9 protein-coding genes are annotated in these 15,233 nt (G+C 53.5%); 2 read left to right on the forward strand and 7 right to left on the reverse strand.

All coding sequences use genetic code 11. The annotated features are described in order from the left end of the window. Nucleotides 1-161 precede the first annotated feature (161 nt). On the reverse strand, nucleotides 162-2,189 hold the full coding sequence (locus ACE6ED_RS25365) for a methyl-accepting chemotaxis protein (RefSeq protein ID WP_410830236.1): 2,028 nt from the start codon (nucleotides 2,187-2,189) through the stop codon (nucleotides 162-164). Between the two features lie 371 nt (nucleotides 2,190-2,560). On the opposite strand from ACE6ED_RS25365, the gene ACE6ED_RS25370 reads away from it, so the two are divergent. After that, nucleotides 2,561-3,808 (forward strand): stalk domain-containing protein, encoded by a 1,248-nt coding sequence (locus tag ACE6ED_RS25370; RefSeq protein WP_410830237.1) that lies wholly within the window; start codon nucleotides 2,561-2,563, stop codon nucleotides 3,806-3,808. Nucleotides 3,809-3,977: 169 nt separating this feature from the next. Here ACE6ED_RS25370 and ACE6ED_RS25375 read toward each other — a convergent pair whose 3' ends face one another. Continuing rightward, nucleotides 3,978-4,925: a radical SAM protein gene (locus ACE6ED_RS25375; protein ID WP_410830238.1), complete on the reverse strand. Its 948-nt coding sequence runs from the start codon at nucleotides 4,923-4,925 to the stop codon at nucleotides 3,978-3,980. A gap of 227 nt (nucleotides 4,926-5,152) precedes the next feature. Here ACE6ED_RS25375 and ACE6ED_RS25380 point away from each other — a divergent pair, with 227 nt between their 5' ends. Next, nucleotides 5,153-5,962 carry a polysaccharide deacetylase family protein gene (locus tag ACE6ED_RS25380; protein ID WP_410830239.1) on the forward strand — a complete coding sequence of 270 codons (810 nt, stop codon included), beginning with the start codon at nucleotides 5,153-5,155 and terminating at the stop codon, nucleotides 5,960-5,962. 120 nt (nucleotides 5,963-6,082) lie between these two features. On the opposite strand, the gene ACE6ED_RS25385 is transcribed toward ACE6ED_RS25380, so the two are convergent. From ACE6ED_RS25385 to ACE6ED_RS25405, 5 genes are all read right to left on the reverse strand, one after another. Further along, nucleotides 6,083-6,937, reverse strand: coding sequence for an MBL fold metallo-hydrolase (locus ACE6ED_RS25385; protein WP_410830240.1), 855 nt, complete (start codon nucleotides 6,935-6,937; stop codon nucleotides 6,083-6,085). Nucleotides 6,938-8,089: 1,152 nt separating this feature from the next. Then, complete coding sequence (gene nspC, locus ACE6ED_RS25390) at nucleotides 8,090-9,229, reverse strand: carboxynorspermidine decarboxylase (RefSeq protein WP_410830241.1); 1,140 nt, start codon at nucleotides 9,227-9,229, stop codon at nucleotides 8,090-8,092. Nucleotides 9,230-9,241: 12 nt separating this feature from the next. Continuing rightward, nucleotides 9,242-10,441 (reverse strand): saccharopine dehydrogenase family protein, encoded by a 1,200-nt coding sequence (locus ACE6ED_RS25395; protein ID WP_410830242.1) that lies wholly within the window; start codon nucleotides 10,439-10,441, stop codon nucleotides 9,242-9,244. Between the two features lie 1,490 nt (nucleotides 10,442-11,931). After that, nucleotides 11,932-12,987, reverse strand: a complete 1,056-nt coding sequence (locus ACE6ED_RS25400) for a hypothetical protein (protein ID WP_410830243.1) — start codon at nucleotides 12,985-12,987, stop codon at nucleotides 11,932-11,934. After that, nucleotides 12,984-14,822 carry an HSP90 family protein gene (locus ACE6ED_RS25405; protein ID WP_410830244.1) on the reverse strand — a complete coding sequence of 613 codons (1,839 nt, stop codon included), beginning with the start codon at nucleotides 14,820-14,822 and terminating at the stop codon, nucleotides 12,984-12,986. Before ACE6ED_RS25405 ends, ACE6ED_RS25400 begins: the two co-directional genes overlap by 4 nt. Between the last annotated feature and the right edge of the window lie 411 nt (nucleotides 14,823-15,233).

Raw genomic sequence — 15,233 nt, forward strand, 5'->3', positions numbered from 1 at the left:
CTTTCCAGATCGTCCGCCGATCCCTTGGCGGCTTACAGCATACAAAAGCGGGCCCAGCCGAATATACCGGTCAGGCCCGCTTTCGTATGATTAGGTCAGCCGGGAAACTTCCGGCTGGTCTGTTGTTGTAGATCGCCGGTTCGCCTGCAAGGCGGCACGTTCTACATTTTGAACTTGCTGACGAGATCCCGGAGCGCCGTGGCGCTGCGGATATTTTCATCCGCCATTTGCACTTCCTCGTAGGTCTTCTCTACAATCTCGGAGTTCTTTTCGGCAATGTCCATTACTCCGCGCGCACCCTCATTTACCGTGGCCGCCACTTCATTGATGGCAATCGTGATGCCCGATACCGTTTCGCCCATATGCTCCGCGGCATTCCGGAATTCGGTCATCAGATTGTTGACGGTCTCCGCGTCATGCCGGTACAGTTCGCCTACCTTGCCGAGCTTCTCGTAGTCCTGCAGGATGTTTCCGTCGATAAAATTCAGCAGCGCTTCGGAGTTCTCCCGCATGTCGCCCACCGAGGTATGCACCGACTGCACAATATCCTGAATGCCCGCTGCCGTTTCCGAGGACCGTTCGGCCAGCTTTCGGATTTCGCCCGCCACAACGGCAAAACCCCGGCCGGCTTCTCCGGCCCGCGCCGCTTCGATGGCCGCATTCAGAGCAAGCAGATTGGTCTGCCCCGTAATTTCCAGAATGGTCGAAGCCAATTCATTAACACGGGTGATATTGGAGGAATTTTCGATCGCCTGCTCCATTTTTTCGCGTACTTCGTTATATACGGCCTTCGTACTATCGGTCGCTTCCGCCGCACCGGCGCTCAGTTCCGCCGCCCGCTGGGCAATTTCATCGGACAACGCGGCCCCATCCTGTGCCCGCTGTGCGATAACGCCCGCTCCGGCGTTGATTTCGGTCATAGACGCGCTCATTTCTTCGGACGAAGCCGCCGTCTGCTGCATGCCCGCTGACAGCTGCTCCGTTGTGGCCGCGTTATCGGTCGCATTCTCCCGCACCTCATCGGCCACCTTCTCCAGCGACTCCGCGTTTTTCAGCACCTTGCCGGAAATGTCTGTGAGGCCTGCCGCCATGTCCCGCAGCACCGTCCGTGTCCGGAACATCGCTTTGGCGATTTGGCCGGTTTCATCATTGTTCCGCTCAAGATGCACATAGTTGTCGTCAAATTTCAGATCAAGCTCCGCCGTCTTGTCGATCAGCTCCGTCAGCTTGATAATCGGATTCGCGATTTTGCGGGACAGATAAATCCCCACCACAAGCGCAAGAATGATGCTGATGCCGCCCAATAAAATGATAAAATGGGTCATTTCATTGACCGGTGACTGGATTTCGCCGACATCTCCCGTTATAACCAGTGTCCATTTCGTATCCGGCAGCACGGAATATACCGCAATTTTAGGTGCACCCTCAAACTCGTACCGTACGGACGCCGCTTCCGGAATCGTACCCTTCATCACCTGATCGACAACCGCTTTAATCTGCTCGTTCTCTACAGGCTTGCCGATTTTGTCCTCCGTCGGATGATAGAGCATCGTGCCTTTTTCATCAACCAGATACGCATAGCTGCTTTCGGTATGCAGCACCTTGGCATTCTCCAAATAATGAATCATGCTTGCAGCTTGGACCGAAGACGCCACAAACCCGACCGTGCGTCCCTCCACCTTAACCGGATGGGTAAAGACGACAACATAAGCCCCGGTAGCTTTGGATTTGAGTGTTTCACTGATGACGGGTTCTCCGGAGGCCAACGTCTGTTTCGCGTACTCCCGGTCAGTGTAGTCCGTCCCGATAAACTTCGGGTCGCTGTCCGCCACATTCTTACTGTTCAAATCCACAACGAGCAGATGCTCCACATTGCCCGCTTCTTTGGCCAGCCGGGCCAGCCTGGCGTTCACACGATCCAGAGTAGCCTGATCCTTGGTCCCCCGGGACAACTGATAGAGCAGCTGCTCCACACCCGACTCTCCTGCGATCTGTTCCACATCCCCCGCTTCTTTTTCAATCATGGCTTCGATCGTCTCCACCTTGCTGTCATTGAGCTGGAGCATCGCCGTTTCCGACAAATCCGAGAGCATGGAGCTTGATTTGCTGTAGGTCAGAATTGCTATTGCCGATGTCAAAAGAAGTGTGCCTGCGATCATCATTACCGATAACTTTGTCCGAATCTTCATCTGTCTGCCGCCTTTCACCGGGTTCTCCCGATGGTTGAGAGAACTTTTCTATTAAACTTAAAAGGTTTTATAGAATTATTATCGGTTTTATTTGAAAAATTTTCACATCTTTCACGCCATTTTATATCGAAATTTGTTGAAATTTCTGTTTTTATGTAGGAACTCAGGGGAATTCTTCCTCCCTCCTTTATCTCCAGCTAGGTCCCAGGACCTGATTTCTTGCTTACTTTCCCGCACGCGGAAGCTGGCCTCCAGCTTATAATATTTGGTAGAATAGTAGAGTCATAGAAAACGGAACGGACGGGAGCACTACCGCTCTGCAGGTCCGGATCCTGCAATTTTTTATTATACAGATAGGAGCTGTACAAGAAATGAACAAGTTAAGCAAAGTCCTGCTTTCACTCGCTATAGCTTGCGGAGGGGCGGCTGCTGCCGGTCCCGGGGCAGCGGACGCCGCAGCTGCCAAAATCACCATTATGCTGGACGGGTACCCGCTCCCGTTCCCGGTACCGCCTGCCGTCACCGGAGGAACCACCATGGTGCCGTTCCGGGCCATCTCTGAAGCGCTGGGTATTACCGTGCTTTGGAATCAGCAGGTCCGGCAGATTACTGCAACGAAGCAAACGGAAGATGGCGTTAAAAAAATCGTCCTTACCGTCGGCAGCCGGAAAGCCATCGTGAATGGTGCCGAAGTTCAGCTTGCTGCCGCTCCTGCAACAAATAGCAGCAGCGTGCTGATTCCGCTCAGCTTTTTCAGCCAGCAGTTTGGCGCACAGGTGTCCTGGAATCAGGCAACCCGGACCGTCACGATTCAATCTCCGAAAAGCGGGATGTACACGATGGCTTTTTATGCGATAGAGTCGTTTGACGAAGTGGATGTGCTGCCCCGCTTTGACGCGGCTTCCTTTGGCTGGAGCAGGATTGAACAGGATGGAGAATTCACGACGCAGGGCAAGGAATACCGCTGGCCGCAGGCTGCAGGCGACATTACGCCGGAGCGGCTTATACAAGACGCGGCTGCCGGGGGAACGGCGCCTTATCTGATGGTGTATTCGGGAGACGTTAAGCTGGAGCTGACCCGCAATCTGGAGGATCCGGCTTTGGGTGACCGGACGATTGCTGGGATCGTGGAAACGGCAGCTGGCAAGGGTTTTTCGGGCATCACTTTAGATTTGGAGGGACTTGGGCTGACTGGGGACAAGGCGAAGGCTAAAGCTGATTACAATGCGTTTGTCAAAAAGCTGTCCGTAAAGACGCGTCAAGCCGGACTTAAACTGACGCTTGTGCTGCACCCGCTGAACAGCTCTTATAAAGGCTACGACTACAAGACGCTTGGCACACTGGCGGATGACCTCGTTATTATGGCGTATGACTACGCCAAATCCAAAAAAGGTCCAGAGCCGCTGGACAAGGTCGATGAATCGATCCGGCTGGCGCTTAAGGAAGTCGCTAAAAATAAACTGCTGCTTGGGATCTCGGCCAACAGCGAAACGGCTGCCTCCATCGGCTCCAAAGTGGGACTGGCCAAACGTTACGGGCTGAAAGGCATCGCCGTCTGGAGACTGGGGATTTTGCGCAGCGACCTGCCTGGATTGGAAACCACGCTGGAGATGAACTAAAGGTTATGCAGGGACGAAGTAGACGCCATGAACCAAGTTTCCCGTTTACGCCAGCGCCAGCACCTAGTATCAGCATATTCCGCTAAAACGCAAACAAGCCTGCTCCGGATATCCCGGAGCAGGCTTGCTGCATTTTTATGAGGGGCGGACCGACTCTTCCATGTGTTCTCTACGCCTCCTGCGGAAACAGGGCGTCCAGCGCCGGACAAGGCCGGCGTTCCAGGTAGTCGGAGAGCGCAGGCGGCATCTGCGTATAAATATCGCGCAAGGAGGTGCCGCTGTAAATATTGCCGATGATAACCGGATGGCACAGCTCCGAGATAAGAATATCGCCGTTGCCGTGCAGATGCAGCTGCTTCATGCCTTCGATGCAGTTGGCAAAATATACGCCCGGCTGCTCCTTGAACCCAAGCCGGTCCATAAACCGGTCCATGCAGGTGAAGTACAGCACTGTGTCCGGCTTTTTGTGGCGGATCAGGTCTTCCACCGCTTTCTTTAACGACTCCTGTGCGGCGATCGCTTTCCAGCCCGTGTGCCCCATTTCAATGCTGTTTTGGATCTCATGGGTCCGCACGCCCATATCGTAGACATGCTCGCTGATCTCCCGCATGTTGTTTTCCGTTTCGCTGAACAGGAGCGTCTCCAGCACCGTATCGACCGGAGTTTTGGTAAACGCGGTGATGTTGCTTCTGATCTTGCGGTAAATATCAGGATGAATGCCGTAGTAACGGGAAAATTCATCGGCGTCCGTAAAATTAAACGAAATATGAATGGTCGTCAGTCCAGCTGCCGCAAGCTCCTCAATCCGCTGTTCATTCATCAGGCTGCCGTTTGAATTCAGTTGAGTCTGTATGCCGCGGGACGCGCAATAAGAGACGATCTCCAGGCAGTCCCGGTATTTCAGCGTAACTTCTCCGCCGGACAGGCGGACGCGCTTCAAGGCAGGAATCTCCTCCAGCACGCGGATGACCTCCGCGGAGCCGATCGCGTTCCCGTCATTGCGCTTGTAAGCGCAGCAGTAATCGCAGCGGAAATTGCAGCTTGAGGTTACGCCAACCTCCAGCCCTTCCAATTGGTACAGCCCGGGGGTTTCAAGTTCCAGGGATTTATATGTCATATCGAGCGGGGAACCTCCCAAATCGGTATTCGCCGGCCTTCAGCCAGCCTAAGCGATTATAAGGGTTCCGGGAAAAATCCGGTGTGAGGAATCTAACAGACTTAAGGTTTTGTCCGCCAGCGGATTGACTTCCTAAAAGCCCGGGAGGTATGCTGAATTTAGATGCGCTTCCAAGGATTACTTCAACCATCCCATCGACTTATAGATGATGAAGGAGAGCAGACCTCATGCATATCAAATTATCGCTGTATCCCGGCGGCAAAACCAAAGCGCTTACAATGAGCTACGACGACGGTACGGTTCATGACCGGCGGCTGGCCGATATTTTTAACCGTTATGGCATTAAAAGCACCTTTCATTTAAATTCCGGATTCTTTGGAAAAGAGGGCTACCTGGAGGAAAATGAAATTGCGGACCTGTTTCGCGGACATGAGGTATCGGTCCACACCTCCACCCATCCCCATCTGCACCGCATCCCAAGGGCGCAGGCGGTTACAGAAATTATGACCGACCGGGCGAAGCTGGAACGGCTCGCCGGTTATCCGATCCGCGGCATGTCCTACCCTTACGGTACATATAATGAAGCGGTCGTACACCTGCTTGAAGAATTGGGCATGGTTTATTCCCGAACGGTGGCGTCAACGGGTGAATTCGCTTTTCCGGAAAGACCGCTAACCTGGCACCCGACTTGTCATCACCGGGATATGGCCGAAATGGCGGAGGTTTTTCTGAATTATGAGCTGGCCGTCTGGAAGGAAGGACTGCCTTTGCTGTACGTCTGGGGCCACAGCTATGAGTTCCATAACGATAAGAACTGGGACGAGATGGAGCGCTTCTGTGAACGTATGGCCGGCCGGGAGGATATCTGGTACGCCACGAATATCGAGCTGATCGAATACAAAGAGGCGCTGGACAGGCTGCAGTGCTCCGCCGACGGAACGCTCGTCCGCAACCCGTCGGCGATTCCGGTATGGGTTCAGGCCGGCGAAAAACCGGTTGAAATCGGTCCGGGGCAGACGGTGCGGATTGGGGAGTAGGCCGGTGCTATCCGGTAATAAATAAATGCAATCTGGGGCAGCTTCCCGTCTTGAGGACGGAGGCTGCCCTTGTTGCTTTTGCCTTTTTGCCGCCGCTAAAAGGTCTGCCAGCAGTACGTACTACACTCCGAATGCTCTGGGCGATACATAAACAAACCGCTCACCCCGGGCCATCATATGAAATTTTTGTTCCGGAAAATGGCTGTACAAATAGTCTACAAAATAACCGGGATTTTCGGTGTTGCCCTTAAACAGATCGTAATGGAGCGGAATCACTGTTTCAAAGCCGGCAGTTGCCGCAAACTCCGCAGCTTCACGGTAGTTCATGTTCCCCACGATGTTTCTTTGATTCCGGAAATAGTCCCTTCCGTTAATGGGGAGCATGGCCAAATCGACAGACGCCCGGGTCACCGTGTCCACGAGCTCCGGGAACAGGACCGTATCGCCGGCGTGGTATAGGGTTACTCCATTCAGCTCCAAAATGTATCCGACATAACAGGGGTGTCCCTGCTCATCCAGCTCCAGGGTTTCATGCGCTCCTGCGACCGAAAAAATGCGGAGCTTGTCCTGAATCACTGTCCAGTCTCCAGGCTCCGCGAGCCGGTACCGTTCTTCGGGCAGCCCCATGCCCTTCAGCGGCTCCCGGCAAATCCCCGGGGCCATAATCGTTATCTCCGGATTGCCTGCGATAATGTGCGGCAGCCCCTGCCTGTCCATATGGTCTTCATGGTCATGCGTAATCAGACAGACATCCGCCCCGGCAATCTGCCCGGAAGCAATAGGCGGAGGAAACAGACGCGCTTCATTGCCGGAGAGATAAGGATCGATCAGAACAGTCACATCGTCCCCTTTAATAATCACGCTTTCCTGTCCCAAAAACCACAGTGCAATGCACCCAAACGGCACATTGGTGGTTTCAATTTCCCGGATCAGCTGCCCTGGGCCGCGTTCGCCTGTCCGGCTTGGTTTGTTCACTGATGAATCCCGCCTTCCATGTAGTTTCTCCCACTCAGTATAGCGGGTTCCCCGCATGGATTCAAAACGGCTGGCCGAACCTGTCCGGATGGATATGCGGTGGACTGCAACAGGATACTTGCAAAGAGGCAAGAAGCGTACAGCCATACGAAGGACTACAACAGAGAGCCATGGAGCGCACAAGCATATGGAGGGCTGCAATAGAGAGCCTGGGAGCGCACAGTCATACGGAGGGCTGCAACCGGAAGCCTGGGAGTGCATAGCCATACGAAAGCTGAGACAGAGAGCCTGGAGTGCACAGCCCTATGGAGGGCTGCAACAGAGAGCCTGGGAGTGCTCAGCCCTCGGAGGGCTGCAAGTCTGGGAGCGCATAGCCATACGAAAGCTGAGACAGAGAGCCTGGAGTGCACAGCCCTACGGAGGGCTGCAACAGAGAGCCTGGGAGTGCGGCACGATTGCCCTAGAGTCTGTACGCAAACTTACTTCAGATAACCTCATCGAAATCAACGCCAAAAAAGCCTTGATCATGCTCGCTGTTTTGTCGTAGCGGGTTGCCAAACGCCGATAATTTTTCATTTTATTAAAAAAGCATTCATGCTTCAGGATTTCATCCCAGATTCCCGCCTTTTGCAGCCGCCAGAGAAAGTAGGGGTACAAGTGTACGGACTCAGGATGCCTTATTTGCTGATTATTCCGTGTTTTGGCAAAGTTGCGGACTCAGAAGCACCTATTTACGCGGAGAAGCCATAGTTTGTATGTTTTCGGTACGAATAACGGAACTGGAGTCCGCCAAGGCATACCAAAGCCCAAGAATTTCAGAAATAACGGCCGCTGGGTCCGGAAAGACCTCCGTATCGCGTTCTGTGATAATCCGCTGCGGGTGCCGGTAATAGTGGGCTGCTTCGACGAGCACCCGCGGCAAATGTGCATTGCCAGCCTTACAGGAGAGGATTCGCAGATCGATCTGACAATAAACAGGTGTAGATCCAGGGTTGATAGCATTTCGTAACCCATCACGGAATCGTTTGACTGACCCTTATTTCCTTAATTTACAGTTTGCGTACACACCCTAGCTGACCTAAAACAAAAATGCAAAAAACGCCGGCCGTGAACACCACGGCCGGCGGAAGCATCAATCAAATAAAAACAAGCTTAGGACAAACGTCCCGCGTAATCCTCAAACTGGAATTCGCGAATAACCTTAAGTCCTTCCTTTTCGTTGTAAGAAGCGATGGATGGCAGGTTAACGCCATTGAACATATGGTTCTTTACCATCGTGTAATGCGCCATATCGGTAAATACAAGCTTGTCGCCCGGCTGCAGCGGCTTATCGAACGAATAGTCGCCGATTACGTCCCCGGCCAGACAGGTCATGCCGCCAAGGCGGTACGTGTACGCCTGCTCGCCCGGCTGTCCAGCTCCGATAATCTGCGGGCGGTAAGGCATCGCCAGCACGTCCGGCATATGGCATTCAGCCGAGGTATCCAAAATGGCAATCGGTATGCCGTTATCGACGATGTCCAGCACGGTTGCAACAAGATAACCGGTGTTCAAGGCAATCGCTTCGCCCGGTTCCAGATAAATCTGCACCCCGTATTTGTTCTGCAGATGGTCGATCGTACGGACCAGCTTCTCGATGTCGTAATCCGGACGGGTAATGTGATGCCCGCCGCCCAGGTTAAGCCATTTCATGCCTTTGATGTACTCGCCGAATTTCTCCTCGACAACCTTCACGGTCCGCTCCAGCGTATCCGAGTTCTGTTCGCACATCGTATGGAAATGCAGGCCGTCCAGCTCCGCCAGCCGCTCCGGCTGGAAGTTGGCCAGCGTAATGCCAAGACGCGAATGATTGTAGCAGGGATCATACAGCGGAGTCGCGATCTCCGAATATTCGGGATTGATGCGGACGCCGCATTCGATTGTTTTGCCGGAAACCGCCCGGACTTTATCCTTAAAACGGTCCCACTGCGCAAACGAGTTAAATACCAGATGATCTACATAAGTCAGCAGCTCGTCAAACTCTCGGTCAACATACGCCGGAGCGTAGGCGTGAACTTCTTTGCCCATTTTTTCATACCCAAGGCGGGCCTCAAACAAGGAGCTGGAAGTCACGCCCTGCAGATACTGGCCCACCAGCGGAAATACGGAATGCATGGAGAAACCTTTGAGCGCAAGCAAAATCTTTGCGCCCGTGCGCTTCTGCACCGAATCCAGGATCTCCAGGTTCTTGGTGAGCAGTCGTTCATCGACCAGGTAGCAGGGTGACGGCAGAGACTGGATATCGATGTCCATGTTCTAAACCCCCTAGTCCAGAAGTTCCGGAGAGAAGCTTTCCTTCCATGGCAAGCCCTGTTTGTTGAGCTGGTCCATGAACGGGTCCGGATCAAATTCTTCTACATTGTATACACCCGGTTTGTTCCAGATGCCTTTGATAATCATCATGGCGCCGATCATCGCCGGAACGCCTGTTGTATAAGAAATCGCCTGGGAACCTACTTCGCGGTAGCATTCCTCATGGTCGCAAACGTTGTAGACATAATACGTTTTGGGCTGGCCGTCTTTTGTGCCCTGGATAATGCAGCCGATATTCGTCTTGCCTTTTGTTCTCGGTCCAAGCGACGCTGGGTCCGGCAAAATCGCCTTCAGGAACTGCAGCGGGATAATCTCCTGGCCTTCATATTGAATCGGCTCAATGGAGGTCATGCCTACATTTTCCAGTACACGCAGGTGGTTCAGGTAGTTATCGGAGAAGGTCATCCAGAAGCGGATTTTCTTCACGCCTTTGATGTTGACCGCCAGCGATTCCAGCTCCTCATGGTACAGAAGGTAGATGTTTTTCGGTCCGATCTCCGGCAGGTCGTATTCCTTCTTGACGGACAGCGGAGCCGTCTCGATCCATTCGCCATTCTCGAAATATCGTCCGTTCGCCGTAATCTCGCGGATGTTGATCTCCGGGTTGAAGTTGGTAGCGAAAGGATAACCGTGGTCGCCTGCATTGGCGTCAACGATGTCGATGGTGTGGATCTCGTCAAAATGGTGTTTTTGCGCATAAGCGGTAAATACGCCCGTTACGCCCGGATCAAAGCCGCTGCCCAGCAGCGCCGTCAGGCCTGCCTGCTCGAACTTCTCCTTGTACGCCCACTGCCATTTGTATTCGAACTTCGGCGTATCCGGCGGCTCATAGTTCGCCGTGTCGACGTAATGCACGCCGGTCGCGAGGCAGGCATCCATAATGGTCAGGTCCTGGTACGGCAGAGCCACGTTGATGACAACGTCCGGACCGAAGCTTTTGATTACGGCGATGACTTCATCCGTATTGTCGGCATCCAGTTGCGCGGTAGTGACTTTCGTGCGGCCCCCGGCCAATTTATCCTTCAGAGCCTCACATTTCGACAGCGTGCGGCTGGCGATGCAAATCTCTTCAAACACATCAGGGTTCTGGCAGCACTTATGCGCGACAACGCTTGCTACGCCGCCAGCTCCAATAATCAAAGCTTTTCCCAAAATTGATTACCTCCCAAATTCCAGATAGGCCGGCATTCTGCAGTATCTCCTGATTCCTTCAACGGCAAAACGCACAGGTACAAAAACAACAAAAATGATTATACATAAGAACACGCAAACAATCAATCAAAACGTTCAAAAATTAGAATCCTACGCAAAAAAGTCAGTTTTTCCCCTTATATTCTTAAAAATCCTCGAAAATCCTTGGAATTCCTCCTACATGTCCGGTTTGCCCTCCCAGCCTGTTATCACCTTGTCTCTGCCCAGCGCCGGGCACAAACGCGAAACGGCCGGAGCCAGGCACAAACGCGATGCGGCCGGAGCCGGGATCGAGCCGGATCATGCCGGCGCGGCGTGCATTACAGTCTTTTCCATTGTCTCCCTCATCGTATCATTGCGGTATCATACCAACGTAAAGGCCGGAACGGACATTTGTAAAATACCCGGACTCCTCGAGTTCACCAAACCTCCCGGCGCAAGCCGGCGGCGGTTTAACCACCTTTGATATCCAATGGGTTCATTCAATTCCCGTTCTAAGCATTCCTCCCCTCTTACGAGGCCTTTTTGACGACGCGGCAGGATTCACTTCAGTTTACGGCCTGGCATACCGCCCGCCCTGTCTCTAGCAGATACTTCAGCGAACTCTTTTGCGTACAATATTCGCTATGCGTTGTATCCTGCAGCGCGGGTACTGGCTTCTCTCGCAAATGAACTTTTACCAGTCAGGGAGTCCCTGCTTAGTTGGGCATGAAGTACAAAAAATAGACCCCGTACTCCGCGTAAAACAAAGTACAGGGTCTCTCCTAATATTTTGATCTGCTTCCCAACTATCGGACAGATGCTGCGGATCATTCCTGGTTTATTCTAGCGTTTTGGTCCGGCCGCCTTACCTGGGCTGCTGTCAACCCTGGATCTACCTGTTTATTGTCAGATCGATCTACGCATCTCTCCTGTGACACACCCGCAGCGGATTACCACAGAACGCGATACGGAGGTCTTTCCGGACCCAGCGGCCGTTATTTCTGAAATTCTTGGGCTTTGGTATGCCTTGGCGGACTCCAGTTCCGTTATTCGTACCGAAAACATACAAACTATGGCTTCTCCGCGTAAATAGGTGCTTCTGAGTCCGCAACTTTGCCAAAACACGGAATAATCAGCAAATAAGGCATCCTGAGTCCGTAAACTTGTACCCATACTTTCTCTGGCGGCTGCAAAAGGCGGGAATCTGGGATGAAATCCTGAAACGCGTTACCATTAAGCCGGACTTTGGTTACCATTAAGCCCGACTTCTGTTACCATTAAGCCGGACTTTGGTTACCATTAAGCCGACTTCTCTTACCATTGAGCCCGACTTTGAGCAGATGATGATGGATACAGCCCTAGTCCGGGTCCGCTTGGAAACCTGCTATGACAAGACAGCGAGCCTGCTCAAGGCTTTTTTGGCGTTGATTTCGATGAGACTATGGCTGAAGTAAGTTTGCGTACAGACTCTAGACTGCCAGTGCCCCAATCCACTCGGAATAATAATGGTTTCCGTTGCGGCGGTCCAGCGCCTCGGCGGTAACCATTGCCATATCCCGAAGCCGCCGGGCCATGCGGGCGGCATCTTCGCCGTCCTCCGGATGCGGATAAGCTGCCGGCAGCTTTACCTGAAGCTTCACTTCTTCGCCTTGCAGCCGGGCAAACAAGCCGGAAGCATAAGCGTAGAACATCATCTGGTCATACGGGTTCTCATGGTCCAGCGCCTGAGACACATGTTTTTCAAACAGCTCCAGTCCTTTGAACGGATCAACTTCGGTCAAATAACGGATATGCTCCCCGAATTGGATCAGGAAATCGCGGTTGTCTTTGATGAGCCGGTAGCCTTTTTTCTGGGCATTTTTGGCTTCCTTTAATTGGCCCAGCCGGTAGAACGGCATCAGCACTTTGGAGAGCGTGACGTGCGGCACTTCCCCGCAGCTCATCCGTCCATTCAGAATCGGACCCGCTGCCCGGACGGCGCCTTCATCATCTCCGGTAAACACATGAAAATCAACCAGCCGGTCCTGCTCGCAGGCGGCGCAGTCGCTCATCCCGTCACGTTCCATCCCCTCAACCTGCTTCATCAACCGGGCGGCTTCCTCCCGTTCGCCGAACAGCATGGAGATTTCAATCTTATAATAATAATAAGTCCGGTCGTTGTACCCGTATTCGCTGTAGCGTTTTTTCATATCCTCCAGCAGCGCGTCAATCTGCTCCCGGCTGATTTCGGGGAAACAGGCGATTTTATCCAGTATCCATTTATACGACCAAAGAAGCGAGTAGTCGTCAAATCGATCGGGCTCCTTATCGAATTGTCCAAGCTGCCAGGAGAAGGCGACAAGCGCCTTCTTTGGATAACCGTTAAATACCGCCGACTCGACGATTTCAGCCCGGGCCTCATATCCCCGGTCTACATCGCCTTCCATGTCCGCTATGCGGGCCGCTTCCTCCAGCTTCTCAATCTTGGCCCGCCCGTCAGGGAGTAAATAGGCCTCTTCCATCAGTTCATCGAAATCCTTGCTCATTGTCCGGTTCCTCCTTGTCGTAAATCGCCTGCGGCCAGACCCCATTCCAGGAAACGGAGAATGCCCCGGTTCAGCGATGCAAGCTCTTGTTTGTTCATCGGATAATGCCCCATCATCAGCGCGTTGACATACAGCATTTCCACCGTCATCGCCAGCAGTGCCTCGTCATTCGTCCCGAACACCCGGGACACAATCGGGTTGTCCAGATTTAAATAAAGCGTGGAATAAGCGGCCTCCTTGTAGGCATTGCCCAGACTGTTCAGTACGGAGGAAAGCACCTCGGTGCTGACTTCCTCGGCCGCTTCCAGCGCACGCAGATCGGACGACTCCTTGGACAGGGTGTAGAGCGCCGGCAGATCGGCCGGCAAAAAACGTTTCAGCTGCACCTGGCAGCGGAACCGCTGCAGCGCCGCATCCGCCGTGCGGGTCAAATTGTAGTAGCTTCTCCGCTCATCCGGCGTAATGTCGGTAAAGGACAGCGACACATCCTCCGGCAGCAGGCGCTGGGTGCGGATGGACGGCTCCACATACGCCAGCCGCTCCATCAGCTCAGCGTCATAGACATATCCGCCGTTGATAACCAGCATCGTCTGCGCGGCGGCGACATGCGTAATCTGGCGGTATTCGTCCAACGAGACTGTATAATACAGCTCTTCATGTTCTTTAATTAATTCGCCCAGCTCCTTGCGGCCGAAGGTCGTCTCAAACGGCAGCCAGCGGTGAATAATGCGGTAAAACGCCCCGTCCTCCACCGCCAGCGCCTTCATCGACAGCGCATGCAGCCGGATCAAATGCTGCAGCCGGTCCGGCTCGTAATCCGCCATCCGCATAATTTCGGCCCGGATGGCTTCGCCCAGCTCGGTACGCACTTCGTCCAGCCGCTCATTCTCATAAAAATCTTCCCGCGACGCGGTTGGCTGAAGTTCGTCGGTCCAGACAACGCATTTGACGAAAAAGGCCCACTCGGGCAAAATATTGCCCGCCTTCTCCGACACGAGCATATGCTTCAGATAGACGCGGTGGCTTTTTTTGGCGTTCAAGCTTACCGCATGCGGCAAAATATACGCGATTCCGCCGGTACGCCCGGAGGCGGTCTTCATGGTGATGAAATCGCGGAACTTCTCGCCGAGCAGCGCTTCGCCCATGGCGAGCACCTCGTCCCGGCGGCCGCGTGCCAGGTCGGGATCGGCCAGCCAGTCGGGCCGGTTCCGGTTGATGACCGTGGACGAAGCCCCCGATTGCAGCGTAATGGGAAAAGGCAGCAGTGCGCCGTATTCGTACATCCATTTTTTTAAATTGTCCGGATCAAAAAAGCTCTCGCAATCCCGCTTGCACCGCAAATAAACTTTGGTTCCGGGCGACAGCGGCGTGTCCAGGGTGCGGATCGTATACGTTCCGTCCGGTTTGCCCCTCCATTCCAGGGAAGGACCGCCTTTAGCCGACTGTGTCAGCATCACGATTTCGTCGCTGACCATAAAGCAGGAGAGCAGGCCAATTCCGAAACGTCCGATAAACGAGGTCTCCTCCGCCACAAAATCGGCGCCCCGCTTGGAGGACTGCCCGATCATAGCCAGGAACTCATGGACCTCCGCGTCGTTTAGACCTACCCCGTTATCCTCCAGCGTCAGTGTGGGAACATCATGTCCCGCGGAGACTTCAACCGTAACGCTGCCCCGGTGATCCGGATCAAGCGCCCGCCGCGCCGTGATCGCATCCACCGCATTTTGCAGAAGCTCACGGATATATACCTTCGGGTGACTGTACAAGTGATTCGATAAAATGTTGATCATGCCGCTTAAATTAACCTGAAAACGGTACGTGTCTTGTTGGCTCATAATCGGTTCTCCATTTCTTAAGATGTTCTTAAAAGCCGCCTTCACCGATTCTATTCTACTATTTCCCGGCGCCGGATTTCCAGCGAGTCCCAGAAAAACGGGAGCCGCGTATTGGACCTTATGCGCATCCATGCATCAAGCACGCCGGTCTCCCGCTGAAAAAGGACGAGCGGCTTGGGTAATCGGACGGGTTTTAGCGCCCAACGGCTGCAGCCCGTCCTCCAGGGCGCCCGGCGGTCCCAGATTAAATGCTATCTGCGAAAAAAACCGTTAATATTGGGCCTCGGGCACGTGTGCAACTGTATTTTTACAAAACGCAACCGCTGAAAGATAGTAAAAGCGCCTTTGTTCCCCTACAATTTAGCTGTACAGACGAAAAGGGTAATGCTGCCACAGGCCGTGATTCCTACA

The sequence above is a fragment of the Paenibacillus nanchangensis genome (genome assembly GCF_046543445.1).
GTDB classification, from domain to species: Bacteria; Bacillota; Bacilli; order Paenibacillales; family Paenibacillaceae; genus Paenibacillus_AQ; species Paenibacillus_AQ nanchangensis.

Coding starts and splice junctions, on each gene's coding strand:
- ACE6ED_RS25365 (WP_410830236.1), bottom strand. CDS start 2,189: ATGAAGATTCGGACAAAGTTATCGGTAATGATGATCGCAGGCACACTT.
- ACE6ED_RS25370 (WP_410830237.1), top strand. CDS start 2,561: ATGAACAAGTTAAGCAAAGTCCTGCTTTCACTCGCTATAGCTTGCGGA.
- ACE6ED_RS25375 (WP_410830238.1), bottom strand. CDS start 4,925: ATGACATATAAATCCCTGGAACTTGAAACCCCCGGGCTGTACCAATTG.
- ACE6ED_RS25380 (WP_410830239.1), top strand. CDS start 5,153: ATGCATATCAAATTATCGCTGTATCCCGGCGGCAAAACCAAAGCGCTT.
- nspC (WP_410830241.1), bottom strand. CDS start 9,229: ATGGACATCGATATCCAGTCTCTGCCGTCACCCTGCTACCTGGTCGAT.
- ACE6ED_RS25400 (WP_410830243.1), bottom strand. CDS start 12,987: ATGAGCAAGGATTTCGATGAACTGATGGAAGAGGCCTATTTACTCCCT.
- ACE6ED_RS25405 (WP_410830244.1), bottom strand. CDS start 14,822: ATGAGCCAACAAGACACGTACCGTTTTCAGGTTAATTTAAGCGGCATG.